Annotated in this window: 16 protein-coding genes and 1 pseudogene; 7 read left to right on the forward strand and 10 right to left on the reverse strand. The window is 70.3% G+C overall.

The window, feature by feature from the left end; genetic code table 11:
• Positions 1-651: RNA polymerase sigma factor (locus tag JWN68_RS04115; RefSeq protein ID WP_297735095.1), on the forward strand; the 651-nt coding region annotated here is incomplete at its 5' end.
• A gap of 630 nt (positions 652-1,281) precedes the next feature.
• Positions 1,282-2,268 (forward strand): M28 family peptidase, encoded by a 987-nt coding sequence (locus tag JWN68_RS04120; protein WP_297735098.1) that lies wholly within the window; start codon positions 1,282-1,284, stop codon positions 2,266-2,268.
• Positions 2,269-2,271: 3 nt separating this feature from the next.
• Here the strand turns inward: JWN68_RS04120 and JWN68_RS04125 are convergent, their stop codons facing one another.
• From JWN68_RS04125 to JWN68_RS04140, 4 genes are all read right to left on the reverse strand, one after another.
• Positions 2,272-3,405 (reverse strand): CapA family protein, encoded by a 1,134-nt coding sequence (locus tag JWN68_RS04125; protein WP_297735100.1) that lies wholly within the window; start codon positions 3,403-3,405, stop codon positions 2,272-2,274.
• Positions 3,406-3,429: 24 nt separating this feature from the next.
• On the reverse strand, positions 3,430-4,257 hold the full coding sequence (locus JWN68_RS04130) for a DMT family transporter (RefSeq protein WP_297735103.1): 828 nt from the start codon (positions 4,255-4,257) through the stop codon (positions 3,430-3,432).
• On the reverse strand, positions 4,257-4,736 hold the full coding sequence (locus JWN68_RS04135) for a DUF456 domain-containing protein (RefSeq protein ID WP_297735106.1): 480 nt from the start codon (positions 4,734-4,736) through the stop codon (positions 4,257-4,259). Before JWN68_RS04135 ends, JWN68_RS04130 begins: the two co-directional genes overlap by 1 nt.
• 88 nt (positions 4,737-4,824) lie before the next feature.
• Entirely contained in the window at positions 4,825-5,079 is a 255-nt protein-coding gene (locus JWN68_RS04140; RefSeq protein WP_297735109.1) for a hypothetical protein, read from the reverse strand.
• Positions 5,080-5,416: 337 nt separating this feature from the next.
• On the opposite strand from JWN68_RS04140, the gene JWN68_RS04145 reads away from it, so the two are divergent.
• A complete protein-coding gene (locus JWN68_RS04145; RefSeq protein ID WP_297735135.1) occupies positions 5,417-7,405 on the forward strand; it encodes a DNA topoisomerase IV subunit B in 1,989 nt (662 codons plus the stop codon).
• 285 nt (positions 7,406-7,690) lie between these two features.
• On the opposite strand, the gene JWN68_RS04150 is transcribed toward JWN68_RS04145, so the two are convergent.
• The 5 genes from JWN68_RS04150 to JWN68_RS04170 are packed head-to-tail and all read right to left on the reverse strand — an operon-like array spanning position 7,691 to position 13,605.
• Positions 7,691-8,116 (reverse strand): SdpI family protein, encoded by a 426-nt coding sequence (locus JWN68_RS04150; RefSeq protein WP_297735111.1) that lies wholly within the window; start codon positions 8,114-8,116, stop codon positions 7,691-7,693.
• Positions 8,116-8,610 (reverse strand): carbonic anhydrase, encoded by a 495-nt coding sequence (locus JWN68_RS04155; protein WP_297735115.1) that lies wholly within the window; start codon positions 8,608-8,610, stop codon positions 8,116-8,118. The genes JWN68_RS04150 and JWN68_RS04155 overlap by 1 nt, the downstream gene beginning before the upstream one ends.
• A gap of 14 nt (positions 8,611-8,624) precedes the next feature.
• Positions 8,625-10,382 (reverse strand): MFS transporter, encoded by a 1,758-nt coding sequence (locus JWN68_RS04160; RefSeq protein WP_366519736.1) that lies wholly within the window; start codon positions 10,380-10,382, stop codon positions 8,625-8,627.
• Positions 10,379-11,092: an LppX_LprAFG lipoprotein gene (locus JWN68_RS04165; protein WP_297735118.1), complete on the reverse strand. Its 714-nt coding sequence runs from the start codon at positions 11,090-11,092 to the stop codon at positions 10,379-10,381. Before JWN68_RS04165 ends, JWN68_RS04160 begins: the two co-directional genes overlap by 4 nt.
• Before the next feature lie 17 nt (positions 11,093-11,109).
• Positions 11,110-13,605 carry a DNA topoisomerase (ATP-hydrolyzing) gene (locus tag JWN68_RS04170; protein WP_297735121.1) on the reverse strand — a complete coding sequence of 832 codons (2,496 nt, stop codon included), beginning with the start codon at positions 13,603-13,605 and terminating at the stop codon, positions 11,110-11,112.
• A gap of 135 nt (positions 13,606-13,740) precedes the next feature.
• Here JWN68_RS04170 and JWN68_RS04175 point away from each other — a divergent pair, with 135 nt between their 5' ends.
• The 4 genes from JWN68_RS04175 to JWN68_RS04190 all read left to right on the forward strand — a co-directional run bounded on the left by JWN68_RS04175 (position 13,741) and on the right by JWN68_RS04190 (position 19,391).
• Positions 13,741-16,446, forward strand: a complete 2,706-nt coding sequence (locus JWN68_RS04175) for a bifunctional GNAT family N-acetyltransferase/acetate--CoA ligase family protein (RefSeq protein ID WP_297735124.1) — start codon at positions 13,741-13,743, stop codon at positions 16,444-16,446.
• Positions 16,447-16,575: 129 nt separating this feature from the next.
• Positions 16,576-17,160, forward strand: a complete 585-nt coding sequence (locus tag JWN68_RS04180; RefSeq protein WP_297735127.1) for a DUF5998 family protein — start codon at positions 16,576-16,578, stop codon at positions 17,158-17,160.
• Entirely contained in the window at positions 17,157-18,314 is a 1,158-nt protein-coding gene (locus JWN68_RS04185) for a nucleotide pyrophosphatase/phosphodiesterase family protein (protein ID WP_297735130.1), read from the forward strand. Before JWN68_RS04180 ends, JWN68_RS04185 begins: the two co-directional genes overlap by 4 nt.
• An 81-nt stretch (positions 18,315-18,395) precedes the next feature.
• Complete coding sequence (locus JWN68_RS04190) at positions 18,396-19,391, forward strand: class I SAM-dependent methyltransferase (RefSeq protein ID WP_297735133.1); 996 nt, start codon at positions 18,396-18,398, stop codon at positions 19,389-19,391.
• A 97-nt stretch (positions 19,392-19,488) separates the two neighbouring features.
• Here the strand turns inward: JWN68_RS04190 and JWN68_RS04195 are convergent.
• Positions 19,489-19,727 (reverse strand): annotated as a pseudogene (locus tag JWN68_RS04195) (hypothetical protein); the annotation flags it as partial.

Here is a 19,727-nt window from a genome sequence, read left to right on the forward strand (position 1 = left end):
CGCGGCATGCTCTTCCTCGACCTGATCCAGGAGGGGAACCTCGGCCTGATCCGCGCGGTCGAGAAGTTCGACTACACCAAGGGCTACAAGTTCTCCACCTACGCCACGTGGTGGATTCGCCAGGCGATCACCCGCGCTATGGCCGACCAGGCCCGTACCATCCGCATCCCCGTGCACATGGTCGAGGTCATCAACAAGCTCGCACGTGTGCAGCGGCAGATGCTCCAGGACCTGGGCCGCGAGCCCACGCCGGAGGAGCTCGCCAAGGAGCTCGACATGACCCCTGAGAAGGTCATCGAGGTCCAGAAGTACGGCCGCGAGCCCATCTCGCTGCACACGCCGCTGGGCGAGGACGGCGACTCGGAGTTCGGAGACCTGATCGAGGACTCCGAGGCGATCGTTCCCGCCGACGCCGTCAGCTTCACGTTGCTGCAGGAGCAGCTCCACGCCGTGCTCGACACGCTCTCCGAGCGGGAGGCCGGCGTGGTGAGCATGCGGTTCGGCCTGACCGACGGCCAGCCCAAGACTCTCGACGAAATCGGGAAGGTCTACGGCGTGACCCGCGAGCGGATCCGCCAGATCGAGTCCAAGACGATGAGCAAGCTGCGTCACCCGAGCCGCTCCCAGGTCCTGCGCGACTACCTGGACTGACATCACCCGGCCCCTGACCTGTTCTGCAGGTCAGGGGCTTTGTCATGTACAGCCGTCGAGCGACTAGTCATTTGTGACTAGTCGCCGGACTAGTCACAAATGACTACAGACGGCCAGCCTCAGGTCTGCCTAGGCTTGTCGCATCCTGAGAGGGAGCTTGTACTTGATGGCGAGTTTGGGTGGCTTCGGCCCGACCCTCACCCCGGCCATGGGGTCCAACACGAACCGCCCGCGGACACGGTCCGCGGGCGGTTCTGTTTGTCCGGGGCCGTGGCTCGCGCCGGGCGCACCGGATCCTCGCCGTGCGATCTCGGCCAAGCCGTCCTTCGTGCCCACCCTTGGAGCAATCCCAAAGGGAGTCAGAGCCCGTGGCGAGTCCGGGTGGCCTCTGCCCTACCCTCACCCCGGCCACGGCTCTACAAGAGCCGTCCACGGAGCACCAGCCCGCCGGCGGCTCTGTCTGTCCCGGGCGGGTAAAGGTTTCCCGTACTGTCCCCGGGGCACCGTTCGAGCGGATCCAGCCTCATGGCAACAGAGCCGCTCCGGACCCGAATCCGTGGGCGGCTCCGTTGTGCCTGGGCCACGTTCTGGTGGCGGCTGTCGCGCCGGCCCCATGACAGGATGCCGGCCATGGCACCGGCCCGGATCTCCGCCATGGGGTGGGTACTTGCGGCCAGCCTGGCCCTGGCTCTTGTCGCGTGCACGGCCGGCGACCCTGAGCCTCCCCGTCCCTCCGCACAGGTGTCCGATCCGACCGAGCCGCCCAGTGAGGCGTTGCCCACCACGTCACCCGAGCGGCCGGCAGGAGTGAAGCCGGCTGACTTCAGGCCGGTGATCGCGCTGGCTGCCGTACGACACCTCGCCGGCACGATCGGTCCTCGCGAGGCGTCCGGGCCGGCCTACGAGCGGGCCGCCGGCTGGGTGGGTCGGCGGTTCGAGCGGCTCGGCCTGACGGTGCAACACCAACGTGTCGACGTACCTGCAGGGACCTCGTGGGGCGTGGCGGTCCCGGCTGGTCGCTCCGTCAACGTGATCGCCGTGCCGCCCGGCTTCGTCGCGGACCAGCCGCACCTGGTCGTCGGCGCCCACCTCGACACCGTGCCCCAGGCGCCGGGAGCAGAGGACAACGCGTCCGGCATCGGGGTGATGCTCGCGGTGGCCGAGGCGACGGCGTTGCGCCGGACCCGCCTGCCAGTCGTCTTCGTGGCCTTCGGCGCCGAGGAGCCGCGCGGCGAGACCGATGCCGACCACCACTACGGGTCGCGGACCTACGTGCGGTCGCTGCCGGCGGGAGAGCGGGCGGCCATCAAGGGGATGCTGTCCCTGGACCGCGTGGGCGTCGGCGGCGTGGTATCTGTCGGCTCGGCGCGTGACGGGCTCGACCGCGCCGCGGACCAGGTGGAGCAAGCCGCTGAGGCGGCAGGCGTCCCGTTCGTGCGCGAGGACAACCGCTCGAGCGACCACTGGCAGTTCGTCCTGGCCGGGATGCCCGGCGTGCGGTTGGGGAGCACGCCCTATGCCGGCTACCACTCCCCGCAGGACGTCCCGGAGGTCATCGAGCCGGACCAGCTCGAGCGGACCGGACGGCTCGTCCTCGCCTGGCTCCGGCCCGGCTGACGTTCACCGCACCCCCGCGCAGCCACGCAGGGCTGCGGTGCGTGCCTCGAACGCCGCCACCGCGGCGCCGGACAGCCGTCGAGGGACGCCGTCGGTCCCGATCTGGGCCGGCGTCCACGCCCGGTCGACCACCTGAGCGCGACCACCGGGCTGATGGGGCGGCCGGACGGTGAGCGTGAGCACACCGGTCGTCGAGGTCTCCGGTGGACCGGGGGAGTACCACGCGTAGTTCCCCAGCCCGTATGCCACGTAGCCGCGACCGAGGTGTCCGTCGCCCTGGAGCTGGTGGGCGTGGCTACCGACGACCACGTCGGCACCTTCCTCCACCAGGTCGGCAGCCAGGGTCCGCTGGTCAGCGGTCGGACAGCTCTCGCCCTGGATGCCCCAGTGGAGGTAGACGACCACGACGTCGGCTGAGTCGTCTGCCTCACCCACGGCACGCAGCAGCCGCGCGGGATCGACGGCGTCCGCCGTACCAGCCGAGCGAGCGGTGGCCGCCCACTGTCCGGTGGGATCGGCCGTGGGGTCGGTCGAGGCAAGGGTGGCGCCGATGGTGGCGACCACCGTGCCCCGGATCGTGCTGCGCACGGCCCTGAAGGCCGCGTCGGCGTTGCGGCCGACCCCGACCACGGCCAACGGCGGCTCAGCCGTGGCAGCAGCCCTGATCGCGCTGAACATGCCGGCCAGTGGCCGGCGTCCGAAGTCGAGGGCGTGGTTGTTGGCGAGCGACACCACGTCGATCCCGGCCTCGGCGAGGGCGCGGAAGGCGGTGGGGGGCGCCTGGAAGGTGAACCGCTTCGACGGATCGGGGCTGCCGCCCGTCCCCACCGAGGTCTCGAGGTTGACGATCGCCAGGTCGGCCGCCGCCAGGGCGCCGGTGACCGGAGCCAGGGCCGTCGCGGGGTCGTCGAGCCGGCGTTGCAGGACGCCCTCGAAGTGGACGTCGCCGGCGACGGCGATGGTGAAAAGGCGCGGCGGCGGATCCGGCGCGCCCGGCGTCGTGGTGGTCTCGTCCACGGTGGGGGCCGGCTCCGAGGTGGACGGCGGCGAAGTCGGGACCGCGTCGTCAGCAGCAGGGGCGGTCGGCGTACAGGCGCAGAGGGCGAGCGTGGCCGCGACCCCCGCTGCCCACCTCATCGCCTCACGATAGGCGCCGCGGTCTCAGCCGGCTGCGACCAGGGCGACACAGAGCCCGCAGAACACCAGCCCGACGGCTTGGCCGCGGTGGATGTGCTCGCGCAGCGTCGTGGACGCGAGGAGGATCGTGAAGGCGGGGTAGAGGGAGGCGAGCACCGCCGCGACGCTCAACAGGCCAGACTGTGTGGCCAGGAGGAAGCACAGGGCCGCGGTGCTCCCCAGGACGCCCGCCAGGAGGCCACCGGTGACCTCGGACCGGGCGGTGGGACGCCATGTGGCCCTGAGGGCCGTCGCGATGGCGACCACGGCGAACAGGGCCGTGACCTGCGCGAGGGCCAGGGGCCAGTAGCCGGCGCCCTCGGGGACCTGTCCGATCGCGGCGAACAACAGGCCGAAGCCGAGGCCGGCCACGACACCGTCGACGAGTCCGGCGGCAAGGCTTCCCTCTCCAGGCTCACGGCTGACCAGCCAGATGCCGGGGACCGCTGCGGCGATCCCGATCCATACGAGGAGCTCGGGACGTTCGCCGGTGGCCACCCCGACCACCACCGGCACGATGGCGGCGCCGACGGCCGAGACCGGGGCCACCACGCCCATCCGGCCGGCCGCGAGTCCGCGGTAGAGGAAGCCGCCCCCGAGCCCCGAGCCGATGCCGGCGAAGGCGCCCCACGCGAGGTCGGCACCCGTGGCCCGACCGTCGAAGGCGAGCGCGACCAGGACCGTGGTGACGATGGCACCGACCGAGCACATGACAGCCACCGGCCAGGCGGACGTACGTCGTGCTGCGAGTCCGCCGACGAAGTCGGACAGGCCGTAGCCCAGAGCGGCGAGCAGCGCGAGGACGATGCCCATCAGCCGGTCACCAGTACGCCGACCACCCACGTCGCGAACGCCAGGACGGCGGCGGCGAGCTCGATCAGGATCGACAGGCCGACTGCCTTGAGAGCCGTCCGGGTCGCGGGGCCGGCGGCCTCGGCGCCGAGGCGGTTGCGCTCGGCGGCATACATCCCCAGGACGAATCCGATGAAGAGCCCCACGACCGGAATGACGAAGAACCCGACGAACCCGGCCAGGCCTGCGATGACCAGGGTCGAACGGGGCACGCCCGCCGCCTTGAGGCGGCGGCCCGGGAGGACGTACTTCACGACCGTGCCCAGCACGAGGAACGTCGTTGCGACGGCGAAGACGATCCAGCCGGTGGTGGTGTTGAGATCGACGGCCCACAGCAGGATCCCGCCGACGATCAGCAGCATGCCGGGGATCACCGGCACGACGATGCCGGCAATGCCGACGACGAGCAGGACGGCCACGGCGAGTTCAGTGCTGGTCACACGCTGAGCCTTCCACGCCACCGGGCCTGGACAGCGACGGCCCCCGACCAGATGGTCGGGGGCCGTCGGAGACGTCGAAGGGGGCGGGTCAGAGCTCGTCGTCCCGGATGGCAGCAGGCGTGGCCTGGAGCTTGTGGGTCTCGTCCTGCACGTTGGCCGCGATCGCGCGGATCTTGTCCCCGTGCTCGCGGGCGTGGTGGGCGCAGAACAGCAGCTCGCCGCCGGTCTGGAGCTCGACACGCAGGTAGGCCTGAGCACCGCAACGGTCGCAGCGGTCGCTGGCCGTCAGGGCAGCGGGGTGGGTGGCAATGGCGGTAGTCACGGCGGCCTCATTTCTTAGCATTTGGTGTCTGGTCCAACGTAGCCACCGGATCAAACATTCCCGGGCGCTGTGGTCGGGGGGACAAGTCCATCCAACCATCTGTGGATACATCCTGAAGGCGGTATCCCAAGGTTGGGACTCATCGGGTGTTCGTCGTGTTGTGGGTGTTCGGATTGCTCGGGTGCTGTGGGCTCACCGTAGACCCGACACGTGGCTGCGTTGCGCAGCGTGCCCTACCTCGTGCCGCGGCGTGTCGCGGGTAGGTTCTTTCCTTGTGGCAGCACCGGCAGACAACACCTACAACGCGGCTCATCTCCTCGTCCTCGAGGGCCTCGAAGCCGTCCGCAAACGCCCCGGCATGTACATCGGTTCGACCGACACCCGCGGCCTCATGCACTGCTTGTGGGAGATCATCGACAACGGCGTCGACGAAGCGCTTGCGGGCGTCGCGCACCGCGTCGAGATCACCCTGCACCCGGACGGGTCGGTCGAGGTGTTCGACGACGGGCGCGGCATCCCCACCGACAAGGAGCCCAAGACGGGTCTGCCCGGTGTCGAGGTCGTCGCGACCAAGCTGCACGCCGGCGGCAAGTTCGGCGGTGGCTCCTACGTCGCCACCGGCGGCCTGCACGGGGTCGGGCTGTCCGTGGTGAACGCGCTCTCGGCGCGGATGGACATCGACGTCGACCGCTCGCCCTCCCAGCAGGGAATCTCCTTCCAGCGCGGCGTCCCCGGCGTGTTCGACGGCGACGGTCCCACGGCACCCTTCACGCCGAAGTCGGGGCTGACCCGCAAGGGAAAGCGGGTCGCCAAGGACAAGACCGGCACCCGGGTGCACTTCTGGCCCGACCGGCAGATCTTCACCAAGGACGCCGCCGTCGAGCTCGAGGGACTGCTCGGCCGGGCGCGTCAGACCTCCTACATCGTCCCCGGCCTCGAACTGGTGATCCGCGACCGGCGGGGACCGGAGCTGTTGGAGGAGAAGTTCCTCCACGAGGGCGGCATCAGCGAGTTCGCCGACTACCTCTCCGCCGGCGAGCCGGTGACCGACATCCTGCGGCTCCAGGGGATGGACACGTTCACCGAGACGGTGCCGCTGCTCGACGACAAGGGCCACATGACTGCCCAGGAGATCGAGCGCGAGCTCACCGTCGACGTCGCGCTGCGGTGGAGCAACACCTACGACACCCAGGTGCGTTCCTACGTCAACGTGATCGCGACGCCGAAGGGCGGCACGCACCTGAGCGGCTTCGAGCAGGCCATCACCGCGACCTTCAACGACGTGATGCGCGCGGCCAAGGTGCTCAAGGTCAACGACGACAACGTCATCAAGGACGACGTCCTCGAGGGCATGACCGGCATCGTCACCGTCCGGCTCGCGGAGCCCCAGTTCGAGGGGCAGACCAAGGAGATCCTGGGCACCCCCGCCGCGCGTACGGTCGTCCGCAAGGTCGTGGCCGCGGAGCTGAAGAAGTTCCTGACCTCCACCAAGCGCGCCGAGAAGGCGCAGGCCAAGCTCGTCATGGACAAGGTCGTGGGCGCGTCCAAGACGCGGATCGCGGCTCGACAGCACAAGGAGACCCAGCGGCGCAAGAACGCCCTGGAGTCGTCGGCGCTGCCCGCGAAGCTGGCCGACTGCCGCTCGGGGGACAACGAGCGGACCGAGCTCTTCATCGTCGAGGGTGACTCGGCGCTCGGTACGGCGAAGTTCGCCCGTGACTCCGAATACCAGGCGCTGCTCCCGATCCGCGGCAAGATCCTCAACGTGCAGAAGGCCTCGGTCGGCGACATGCTCAAGAACACCGAGTGCGCCTCGATCATCCAGGTCGTCGGAGCCGGATCGGGCCGGACCTTCGAGATCGAGGCTGCTCGCTACGGCCGGATCATCTTCATGGCCGACGCCGACTCCGACGGGTCGCACATCCGCTGCCTGCTCGCCACCTTGTTCTTCAAGTACATGCCCGAGCTGATCGAGTCGGGGCGCGTCTACACGGCCGTCCCGCCCCTGCACCGCATCGAGCTGACCAACCCCAAGAAGGGGATGGAGAAGTACGTCTACACCTACTCCGACGACGAGCTGCACCGCCGGCTCGCCGAGCTGAAGAAGAAGAACATGCGCTGGAAGGAGCCACCCCAGCGCTACAAGGGTCTCGGCGAGATGGACGCCGACCAGCTGGCGGAGACCACGATGGACCCGCGCCACCGCACCCTGCGCCGGCTCACCGTCGACGACGCCGAGGTCGCCGCATCGGTCTTCGAGCTGCTGATGGGTTCCGACGTCGCGCCGCGCAAGGAGTTCATCGTCGCCAACGGTGGGTCACTGACCGACGAGGACCTCGACTTCTGAGGGTCAGCCAGCGGCGTGTCGGACGTGATGAAGGCGGGCTTGAGGCCGCGGGCGCGCCCAGCGGCGTACGCGTATGCAGCTTCGTCACGTCCGACGCGCCGCGATGCCGTCCGGCTGAGAACGGCGCAGCAGCGGAGGTGGGTGAGCCACACATTCTGAGCGTCAGGAATGTGGGTGGGGCACCTCTGAGTCGCCGTGCCGGGTGGGGGAGACGACCAGAGGTGGCACAGCCACATTGCGTCGTCGCGAACTGTGGCTCACGCACCGCTCGGGAGCGGCTGAGAGCTAGTCCTGCTCGCCGACCTGCGGCGCGACGACGTCGCCGGTCGTCGGGGCGGGGGCGTCGGTGTCGGACGCGGCGCGGCTGATGGCCAGCACCGCGGCGACGTACGTGGCGAGCACGGTGACGATGCCGGCGATCCCGAGCGCGATGCCGAACGGCGCCTCACGATCGAGGCCGACGACGACCAGCGTGGCGACGGCGAGGAGGCCGGCGAGGTAGCGCCCGGCCAGGGTCCAGGGCAGCGCCGCCTCGTGGCCCCGCATCCAGGCCTCGTCCGAGACGAGCGTGTGGCGGGTGCGGATCCCGAACGTGCGTCTCTTGGCCAGGATGCGTCCGGCAGCGCACTCGCGGGTCATCCACCACACCAGCGCAGCCACGGAGGCGCTGACGACGGCCATCGCCGTCGCAGCGAACTCGGTGTCGGTCATCAGAACTTCTGGTCGAGCAGGCCGGTGTCGACGTCGTAGACGAAGCCGCCGACGGCGACCGACGCGGGGATGAGGGGGTGTGATCGCACGGTCTGGACGTCCTCCTCGAGGGCGGCGACCTGGTCGGGGATGACGTGGAACTGCTGCCACGAGGCGTCGACGCCCATCGATTCGCTGACCTTGTCGCGGAGCTCGGCCTCGCTGAAGCGGGCCATCGCGCAGCGGGTGTGGGGCACGATCAGGATGCGGTTGACGCCGAGCAGGTGGGCGCCCAGGACGAGGGCCTCGAGGGCGGCGGTAGTCACGCGGCCGCCCGGGTTGCGGAAGATCTTGGCGTCGCCGTACTCCAGACCGAGCATCTTCAGCGGGTTGATCCGCGAGTCCATGCAGGTCACGATTGCCACGCCGGCGTGTGCGACGCCGTCGAACCCGCCGAGGTCGAAGTCTTGGGCGAAGGTGCGGTTGGCGGCGAGGAGGTCGCTGAAGTCGTTCACGAGGAGAAAACTACTCAACTCACGCCCTGAGGCGTGAGCAGGTCTCGCGGAGAGAGCGGTGTGGCCTTCGCCGCACGGAACAACACCAGGGCCAGGACCGCAGCGATCACCGCACAGACCGCCGCTCCGTAGAACACCGTCTGCTCCTGCGCGATCCCGGCGACCCGCAACAGGTCGGAGAACCCCTTGCACCTGGTCTTGCCGTCACACACCTCCCGCGCCGACGGGACGTCGCCCTGCTCGGCGTAGTAGCGACGGAGGCCGATCGTGGTCAGGGCGGAGATGCCCACGAGCATCCCCACCATCCGGGAGACCACCACGAAGGCGCTGGCGACCCCGTGCACGTCGTCGTCGGTGAAGGCCAGCAGAGCCGCGTTGACGGGGGCCAGGGCCAGACCGAACCCCAGGCCCCCGGTGATGAGGCCGAGGTTGGCGATGGGTTCCTCCACCGTCGTCAGGCCCCATTGGGCCATCAGCACGAACCCGACCGCCGCCAGCAGCATCCCGACTGCGGTGATGACGCCGGGGGAGAAGCGGCGGATGAGGTAGCCGCCGATCACCGCGCCGACCGGGAGCGCGACCAGGAACCGGACCAGCACCAGCGCGGCCGCGAGCTGCGATTCGGGGTAGACGGTGGTGCGCGCGAACAACGGGATGTCGATCAGGGCGGCGATGAGGGCGGCCCCGATGAAGAAGCTGACGAGCAGGGCGCCCCAGGCAGGGGTACGCCGCAGCGCACCGCGCGGGACGAGTGGGGCCTCCGCTCGGCGCAGGTGCAGGGCGAAGAGCACCGACGCGATGGTGGAGCCGAGCAGGAACCACCAGCCGCGGTCGGAGAAGACCTGGATCTTCGGGTCGGCCGTGGCGAAGGCGAGGATCACGCCGGCGAGCGCGGCCGCCAGCAGCAGGGCGCCCACGACGTCGGCCTCGCCGAGGCTGGCGCCCCACTGGCGCAGGTCCAGCAGCGGTCGCTTCGAGGAGAAGCACCACACCAGGAAGAGCACTGCCGCCGCGATGGCGACGAGGCCGATCGGGGTCAGCCAGCGTCCTGACCCCGCATAGGGGATGAACAGCTGTCCCCACGTCAGGTCGCGAAGGAGCTGCGCGGGTCTGACGAAGACCAGTGCACCAGCGGCCAGGGTGACGAGGAGGAGCAGGGCGCCGACGAGGTCCGGTCTCGCACGAGGTCTGGGCGCGGAGCCGCCCAGCGCCCGCAGCGCGGCGGCCAGCACGAGCCCCACCGCGAGGTTGATCAGGAAGATGGCGCGCCAGTCGGCGAACGCCAGCACGACGGCCCCGAACAGGGGGCCCACGACTGATCCGATCTCCTGGACGGCCGACACGACTCCGAGCGGGACGCCGCGACGGTCTGGGGGGTACAGGTCGGCGACGAGCGCGAGCGTGGCCGGCACCAGTCCGCCACCGCCGACGCCCTGGAGGAACCGCCCGCTGACCATGGACGGCATGTCGTAGGCCAGCGCGGTGATGAGGGAACCGAACGCGAAGAGCGCGAGCGAGAACACCAGCACCGGCACGCGTCCACGCAGATCGGCGATGCGACCGATGAGGGGCAGCATCGCGACGTAGCCGAGGAGGAAGCCCGAGACGATCGGGGCAGCGCGCTGAAGCTGGTCGATGGGGACGCCGACGCTCGTCATCATGTCCGGCAGAGCGAGCACGACGACGTAGGTGTCCGCGGCGGCGAACGCGACGGCGACGGCCGCCAGGCTCAGCAGCCCCCGGGTCGGAGCCGACCCGGCCAGGCCGCTCACGGGGCGACGATGTCCTTGCTCGTGCCGTAGTCCGCGAAGTCGACCGTGTAGGTCATCGCTTCGCTCTTGGGGTAGAAAACCCCGGTCAGCACGGCCTGGCGCAGCTCGCCGTCGTCGGAGACGAGATATTCGGCGTCGAACGTCTTGCCCGCCGAGCTCGGGATGACCTTCTTCATCGCAGCACCCGGGACGGTGCCGGTGAAGGTGGTGAGGACCTCGTCGTTGTCCGCACCGCCGCGTACGCTCTCGCCCTCCTCGAGGTCGGTGGTGACCCCCAGCAGCGAGGAGAAGCCGCTCTCGGCACTGATGAGCGAGGCGGGGTCTGGTGCACCGTAGTCACCCGGGTCGATGTCCTGGTAGGCCCCGTCGGTGAAGGGAAGGACCGCGTGCACGACGCCGTCCACGGCGACGACGGGCACCTCGACGCTCTGCCCGGCGAAGACCACCGTGATCGTGCCCTCGAAGGCGGGTGCGTTGGTCGCGACACCTGCCGCCTTCGTGATGCCGTTGATCCCCTCGGGCAGGTCCGTGGTCGACAGCGTGAGGTTGACGCCCTCGGCCTCCTTCAACGTGGTCGCGGCGGCGCTGAGCACCTCTTCGGGGCTCTGGTCGTCGGTCACCTTCTTCTCACCACCGCCGGCGCACGCAGTCAGCGCCAGCGAGCCGGCCAGGACGAGCGCGAGGGGCAGGCCTGCGACGCGGGAAGTCATGCGTTCAGCCTTGCACATCACGCGTCGTCGCCCGGGGCAGCAGGCGGGCCCCCGTGGTCCGCGAGCTGCAGGGCAACCGACCCGGCCACGGCGGCGATCGCCTGGGAGCCGGGGATGCCCGACCCGTCGCGCCGCCCGGTCGCGGCGGGCAGGTCGACGGCTGCGCCGCTCGCTGCGGCCGCACGGGCGGGAGCAGGACCCGCCCAGGCGGTCACCAGCGTGTCCTCGCCCTTGAGGAATCGGTGGCAGCGTACGCCGCCGGTCCCGCGCCCCTTGGCAGGATATTCGCTGAAGGGGGTGACCTTGACCGCACCGGCGTCCGTACCGGGCAAGGCGGTCGAGGCGCCGGACGCCGTCACCACGAGGGAGTCGTCACCGGTAACGACTCCGAACCATGCGACCCGCTCGCCGGGGCTCAACCGCACCCCGGCGATACCGCCTCCGGCCCTGCCCTGCGGACGCACGGCCTCGGCACCGAAGTGCAGCAGCTGGGCGTCGGAGGTGATGAAGCACAGTGTCTCGGTGCCCGTGGCGAGCTCGACGGCACCGACGACCTCGTCGCCGTCCTTGAGCGAGATCACCTCCCACTCGTCCCTGTTCAGGGCCTCAGGGTTCACTCGCTTGACGGTCCCGTCCCGGGTGCCCAGCGCGAGGCCGGGACCTTCGGTCGTCAGGGAGGTCAGGGCCAGGGCTCGCTCCCCGTTGTCCAGCGAGAGCATCTCGCTGAGGGGATAGCCGCCCTGGAGGTTGGGGTCGTTGGCCGAGTCGGGCAGCTCGGGCATGTCCAGCACCGAGATCTTGAGCAGCCGGCCGCGTGAGGTCAGGACGCCGACCTCACCGCGGGCGGTGGTGCGGACCGCTGAGGTGATCACGTCGTGGTTGGCGCGGGCCTCCCCGTGGCCCGGCTGCGCCGCGCTCGAGGTCCGGGCGACCAGCCCGGTGGAGGAGAGGAAGGCGAAGCAGGGGTCGTCGGCGACCTCCAGGGAGGCCGCGGCTGCCGTGACGGTGGTGCCGGCCGAGGCGAGCAGGACGGTACGGCGCGGGGTGCCGTACGTCTTGGCGACCTCCGCCAGCTCGTCGGAGACGACCCGGCGCAGGAGCTGCTCGTCGTTGAGGATTGCGTCGAGCAGCTCGATCTCGCGCTCGAGCTCGGCCTTCTCCTTGTCTAGCTCGAGCTTGGAGAACTTGGTGAGCCGGCGAAGAGGCATGTCGAGGATCCAGTCGGCCTGGATCTGGCTGAGCTCGAAGATGTCGATCAACCGCTCCTTGGCGACCGAGGCGTTGTCGGAGGTGCGGATGACCTGGATGACCTCGTCGATGTCGAGGATCGCGATCAGCAGGCCCTCGACCAGGTGCAGGCGATCGGCGGCCTTCCTGCGGCGGAACTGAGACCGACGGCGGACGACGTCGAAGCGGTGCTTGAGGAAGACCTCCAGCATTTCCTTGAGTCCCAGGGTGCGCGGCTGGCCGTCGACGAGCGCGACGGCGTTGATGCCGAAGGAGTCCTCCATCGGGGTCAGGCGGAAGAGCTGCTCGAGCAGCGCTTCGGGGACGAACCCGTTCTTCACCTCGATGACCAGGCGCAGCCCGTGGCTGCGGTCGGTGAGGTCCTTGAGGTCGGAGATGCCCTGGATCTTCTTGGCCAGCACGAGGGCCTTGATCCGCTCCACCACGCGCTCGGTGCCGACGCCGTAGGGCAGCTCGGTCACCACGATGCCCTTGCGGCGGGCGGTGACCGACTCGATCCGCGCGGTTGCGCGCATCTTGAAGGAGCCCCGGCCGGTCTCGTAGGCGTCGCGGATGCCGTCGAGGCCGACGATCTTGCCGCCGGTCGGCAGGTCGGGGCCGGGGACGAACCGCATCAGGTCGTCGAGGTCGGCCTTCGGGTGGGTGATGAGGTGGCGCAGTGCCTGCACCACCTCGACCAGGTTGTGCGGCGCGATGTTCGTCGCCATCCCGACCGCGATGCCGGTCGTGCCGTTGACGATCAGGTTGGGGATCGCAGCGGGCAGGACGGTGGGCTCGGTCTCCCGGGAGTCGTAGTTGGGCTTGAAGTCGACGGTGTCCTCGTCGATCGACGCCGTCATCGCCACGGCCGCCGGGAGCATCCGGCACTCGGTGTAGCGCATGGCGGCGGGGGAGTCGTCGGGCGAGCCGAAGTTGCCGTGACCGTCGATGAAGGGCACGCGAAGCGACCACGGCTGCGCCATCCGCACGAGGGCGTCGTAGATGGCGGTGTCGCCGTGGGGGTGCAGCTTGCCCATGACCTCACCGACGACGCGGGCGCTCTTGACGTGTCCGCGGTCGGGCCGCAGGTTCATGTCGTCCATCGTGTAGAGGATCCGACGGTGGACGGGCTTGAGTCCGTCGCGGGCGTCGGGCAGGGCGCGCGAGTAGATGACGCTGTACGCGTATTCGAGGAACGAGGAGCGCATCTCCTCGCCGACATCGATGTCGAGGATGTGCTCCTCGAAGTCGTCGGGGAGCGGTTGCTTGGTGGTACGTCGAGCCATGCGGGCATTCTCCCGGTCCCGCGGGCGGATCGGGCACGGGGCTCGCCGGGGCGGCCCGCACTTCGGCGTACGCAGGTCGACGAGGTCGCGCGACCGGGCCTCGTGGCCCCCTCGTGTGCCTGTAGATTTCCCAAGGTGACCGAGACCGAGGCCGAGACGAGCGCGCGACCGCCGCGGCACTGGGAGGCCGACGTCCTGCTGCGCGACGGCCGGGCAGCGCACATCCGCCCGATCCGGCCCGACGACGCCGAGCTCCTGGTCGAGTTCTACAGCCGGGTCTCCGCCGAGTCCAAGTACTACCGCTTCTTCTCCCCGATGCCGTTCCTCTCCGAGCGGGACGTCAAGCGGTTCACCCACGTCGACTACGTCGAACGCGTGGCCTTCGTCCTGACGGTGGCCGACGAGATGATCGCGGTCGGTCGCTACGACGCGACGGACGATGGCAAGGCCGAGGTCGCCTTCCTGGTGGAGGACAAGCACCAGGGGCGCGGGATCGGTCAGCTGCTGCTCGAGCACCTCGCGCAGGCCGGACGCGAGCGCGGCATCGACCGCTTCGTCGCCGAGGTGCTGCCGGACAACCACGCCATGATCCACACCTTCCGGGACGCGGGCTACCGCGTGGCCAGCGCCTACGACGGTGGCGTGATGGAGCTCGAGTTCAACATCGACCCGACCGACACGGCGATCGGCGTCATGGCGCAGCGCGAGCACCGTGCCGAGTCCGCGTCGATCGAGAAGTTCTTCTCCCCGCGCTCCGTCGCGATCATCGGAGCGAGCCGGCGTCAGGACACCATCGGCCGGGCGCTGGTGCGCAACCTGGTCACCGGCGACTTCACCGGCCGGGTCTATGTCGTGAACCCGACGGCGGACTCGGTCTCCGGCATGCCCGCCTACCAGTCCGTCGCGGACATCCCCGGAGACGTCGACGTCGCCATCGTGGCCGTGCCCGCCGATGCCGTGCAGGACGTGGTGCTCGACTGCGCAGCGAAGGGCGTGCACGGGCTGGTGGTCATCTCCTCCGGTTTCGCCGAGACCGGGGAAGAGGGACGGCAGCGGCAGCGGCGACTGGTCGGGCTCTCGCGCTCCTACGGCCTGCGGTTGATCGGTCCCAACGCCCTCGGTGTGATCAACACCGATCCCGACGTCAGCCTCAATGCGTCCCTGTCCCCGCTGATGCCACCCCGTGGCCGCGCCGGATTCTTCTGCCAGTCCGGCGCCCTGGGCTCGGCGATCCTGGAGAAGGTCAACAACCGCGGGCTCGGGTTGTCGACCTTCGTCAGCGCCGGCAACCGCGCCGACGTGTCGGGCAACGACCTCCTGCAGTACTGGCTCGAGGACGACGCGACCGAGGTCGTGCTGCTCTACCTCGAGTCGATCGGCAACCCCCGCAAGTTCTCGCGCATCGCCCGTCGCGTCAGCCGCCGCAAGCCCATCATCGCGGTGCGGTCGGGGCGCAGTACCCAGGGCGTACCCATGGGACATGCCGTGCGCAAGATCGCGGCGCCCTCGCAAGCCGTCGATGCGATGTTCCGGCAGGCGGGCGTGATCCAGGTCGACACGTTGGAGGAGATGTTCGACGTCGCCCAGCTGCTGGCCCACCAGCCGCTGCCCCGGGGTCGCCGCGTCGCCGTGGTCGGCAACTCCGACGCCCTCGGCCTGCTCGCAGCCGATGCGGCCACCAGCGTCGGCCTGGTCGTCAACAAGCAGGTGGCGCTGGGAGCCGACGCCGGCGCCGAGGACTTCGAGGACGCGCTCGACGCAGCCATCGACGACCCCGAGGTCGACGCGGTCGCGGCGATCTACATCCCGCCCCTCAACGTCTCCGGCGAGGACGTCGCCAACGTGCTCGCCGCCGTGGGGGAGCAGTCCGACAAGCCGATCGTCTCGACGTTCCTGGGCGCGGAGGGTGTCCCCGAGCTGCTCCGGGTGCCCGATGTCGCCGGGTCGAGCGCCGGGCGCGGCTCGGTGCCGTCCTACCCGGCCGTGGAGGCCGCCGTCCGAGCGCTCGCGCACGTCGTCGAATACGCCGTGTGGCTGCGCACCCCTGACAAGGCAGCGACCGGTCCGGACAGCGTGGACCCGCAAGCCGCTCGACGCTTGGTCAACGAGCTGTTGATGAAGCATCCCGACGGCCACGACCTCACGCTGGAGGAGCAGAAGGAGCTGTTGGGGGCCTACGGCATCGACCTGTGGGAGACGCTGGCGGTGTCGAGCGTCGAGGAGGCGACCGCCGCGGGGGAGCACCTCGGCTGGGACGTCGTGCTGAAGGCCACGGCCGACCACCTGCGGCACCGACCCGACCTGGCGCACGTATGGCGCAACATCGACAACCCCGCCGAGATGGCGCACGCATGGAACTCGCTGTGCGCGGTCATCACCGAGCCCGCCAGCGCCGGCTTCGTCGTGCAGCGCAACGCTCCTCCCGGGGTGCCGGTCGCGATCTCGACCCTGGAGGACCCGCTCTTCGGCCCGGTGATCTCCTTCGGCATCGGCGGACCGCTCACCGAGCTGCTGGGCGACCGGTCGTTCCGGATCCCGCCGCTGGCAGATCACGACGCGCAGGACATGGTGCGCGAGATCAAGGCGTCGCCCATCCTCTTCGGCTACCGCGGGAGCGAGATCGTCGACGTGACCGAGATCGAGCGGCTGGTCAGTCGAGCGGCGCAGATCCAGCATGACCTGCAACAGGTCCGGTCCCTCGACCTCCCGCTGATCCTGGCGGGTGCCGGCGGGGCGTCGGTGCTGGGCGCGGTCATCCGGATCGAGCCGGTCGTCGATCCGCGATCGGACTGGTTCGTACGCCGCCTGTCCACGCCCCCCGGCGACACCCTGCCCGACTGAGCGACCGCGGGTCGGCGTACTGAGTCCGCGGTTGACTGCCCGCCCGTGCTGGCCCTGTTGACCGGTCGCGAGGCTCGCGCTGTTGACTTGCGCGCCCCGGCTCGCCGGGCGCGTGACAGACTGCCCCGCATGCGCAGCAAGACGAGCGAGCCCGGACCGGGGACAGACCTCCGCCGGGCCATCGACCACACCGGCTACTACCCGGAGGTCGTCTCCGACGGGGTGTTCTCCGCCGTCGGTGGTGAGGAACTGGTCGCCTACTACCTCCACCACGAGCCGACCTTCGACCGCGACGAGGTGCGTCGCCACCTCACCGTCGCGGTGCTCACGCCGACCCGACTCGTCCTGGCGCACACCGACGAGCACCCGGGCGACGACCTGCTGCCCGACCCCTACACCTCGACGTCCACCGAAGCGGTGTCCCTGTCGACCATCCGCTCGGTCGTGGTGACCCGGATGATCGCCAACCCGACGTCCGGCCCGTCCTCGCCGGCCGAGGCGGTCGTGACCATCGGCTGGGGCGGTGTGGGTCGCATCGACCTGGAGCCCGCCGGTTGCGCCGACCCCGAGTGCGACGCGGACCACGGCTACACCGGCACCATCGCCGGCGACGACTTCTCGCTGCGGGTCTCGGCCGCCGCCGACGGAGGCGAGGCAGTCGGGCGACTCCTGGCGTTCGCCGAGGCCCTCTCGTCCCTGACCCGGGGCGCATGAGCGAGCGGATCGACGCAGGCCCGACCGCGAGCGACTTCGCCCTCCCCGCCTACGGCGAACGTTCCCTCGGTGACGTGGTCCCAGCAGTCGCGCGCGGGCTGGGGCTGCGGGCCTCGGTCGCGGGGGAACCGCCCTCCGGCCTGGTGATGCCCGACGCGTCGGCGTACGTCGTGTTCCTCATCGACGGGCTGGGGTCGGAGCTGTTGGACCGGCACCGGTACTCCGCGCCCTTCCTGTCCTCGCTGGTGCAGGGCGGGGCGGTCGGCACAGCGGGAGTCCCTTCGACGACCGCCACCAGCCTGACGTCGTTGGGGACCGGCCTCGTGCCCGGCGCCCACGGGCTCATCGGCTACACCGCGCGCATCCCGGGGACCGATCGGCTCCTCAACCACCTCTCGTGGGACAAGTCGGTCGACCCGCTCGAGTGGCAGCCCCACCCGACCGCCTTCTCCCGGCTCGCCGCGGCCGGCGTCAACGTCACCGTGGTCAACAAGCGCGACTTCGCCGGGTCGGGCCTGACCGTCGCCGCCCATCGCGGGGCGGGATTCGTCGGGGCGGACAAGGTCGGCGAGCGGATCGCGGCCATGGTGACGGCCGCCGCACACACCCCTTCGCTGACCTACGTCTACGACTCCGACCTCGACTGGACCGGTCACAAGTTCGGCGTGGCCTCGACGCAGTGGCTGCAGCAGCTGGCCATGGTCGACGCGGAGGCCGAGCAGATGCGAGAGGCGCTGCCGCACTCGGTCCGCTTCGTCGTCGTCGCCGACCACGGCATGATCGACTCGCCGAAGTCGTCGCGCGTCGACGTCGAGGACGTGCCGGGTCTGCGTGACGGGGTCGACCTGCTCGGCGGTGAGGCACGCTTCCGCCACCTCTACTGCGCGCGGGGTGCGCTCGCCTCCGTCGTCTCGACCTGGCGTGAGGTGCTCGGCGACCGTGCGCTGGTCCTGACCCGCGACGACGCCGTCGCCCGTGGCTGGTTCGGTGAGATGGCGCCAGCCGTGGCCCCTCGTGTCGGCGACGTCATGGTCGCCTGCCGCGGTGATGCGGCGGTCGTCACCACCCGCGACTTCCCCTATGAGAAGTCGCTCGTGGGTCTGCACGGCTCGTTGACACCGGACGAGATGCTCATCCCGATCCTGGTCAGCTGACGACACCCGCCGACACCGACGTGAACTGGCTGGCGTCGGCGTTAGTGTCCTCTGACCGGTCCGTTCAAGGGGGGAGTCGACGTGAGCGTGTCCGAGCGGCTCGAGCGCTACCGCAGCGAGGGCCTGGGTCAGGTCAAGGGCTGGTTCGAGCCTGACTCGGCCGAGCTGATGGCTGTGTTGCTGCTGCACCAGATCGACCTCGGGCTGAGGGGCGGTGCGGCTGAGATCGGCGTCCATCACGGACGGTCGTTCCTGCTGCTCGCCAACGGACTGGCGCCAGGGGAGGGTGCTGTGGCTCTCGACCTGTTCGAGCAGCAGGGCCACAACACGGACCAGTCAGGCAAGGGGGACCGCCGACGGTTCGAGAAGAACCTGGAGCGGTGGGCGCCTGACGTCGCGGTCCGAATGGTGGCGTCCTCCAGCCTCGAGGTCACGCCCGACAATGCCCGCGAGGTGTTCGGGCGCCCCAGGATGTTCTCCGTCGACGGCGGGCACACGGCCGAGATCACCCGTCACGATCTCCGGCTGGCCGAGGCAAGCATCGCCCCCGGCGGGATCGTGGTCCTCGACGACATGCTCAACGGGCACTGGTTGGGGGTCCTGACGGGTACGGCGACCTACCTGCTCGACGCCCCGGCGCTGGTGCCGTTCGCCGTCTCGCCCAACAAGCTCTACCTCACCGACTCCACCGAGGCTGCCGCCGACTACACGGCCCACCTGCGCGCCAGCTCGCCCGACTTGCTCGGCAAGCGGGAGGTGGAATTCTTCGGGACGACCGTCGACGTCTACGGCCAGGGCGCTCCTCGTCACCAGGTCCCTGCCCCGGCCCCGCCGACTGGGCCGTCTGGGCCGTCTGGGCCGTCTGGGCCGACAGGGCCGTCTGGGGCGTCGGGGCCGTCGCCGGAGCTCAGGCGAGCGCGTGCCGCTGCCCGCCGAGCCCGGCGGGAGGCGGCAGACCTCGCCCAGCAACTCGCTGCTCTCCAAGCCACACGGTCGTGGCGGCTGCTCGGGCCATGGCGCCGCGTGGCCGGGCGCGTGCGCCGCTGGGCGTTGCGGGAGCTCGCCTGGAAGCACTGAGCTGGATCGGCGGCACGCGGCGTTCGCCCAGTGTCTATGCCTTCGCGTGCCAGTGCCCCGCACGGGTTAGCTGTGCGGGGGGTGTGGCGCGGCGTCGCTAATCGTCGGGCGGGTGGCCCTCGGGGTCGGCCGGACGCTGGGTCGGGTGTGCGGGTGGGTCCCCGGCCGAGCGTTCGGCAGGTTGTCCTGGTTCGAGTGGGTGGGATCCGGTGTGGTCGCGGAGGAACTCGTCACCCAGTGGGCTGGTCCAGACGAACACCCCGGGGTCGGTCATCTGGTAGCGCCAGCGGCCCTTGGTCTTGAGACGGTGATGTCTTCGGCACAGTGGTGCGAGAT

The organism is Nocardioides sp. (assembly GCF_025964975.1).
GTDB lineage: Bacteria > Actinomycetota > Actinomycetes > Propionibacteriales > Nocardioidaceae > Nocardioides.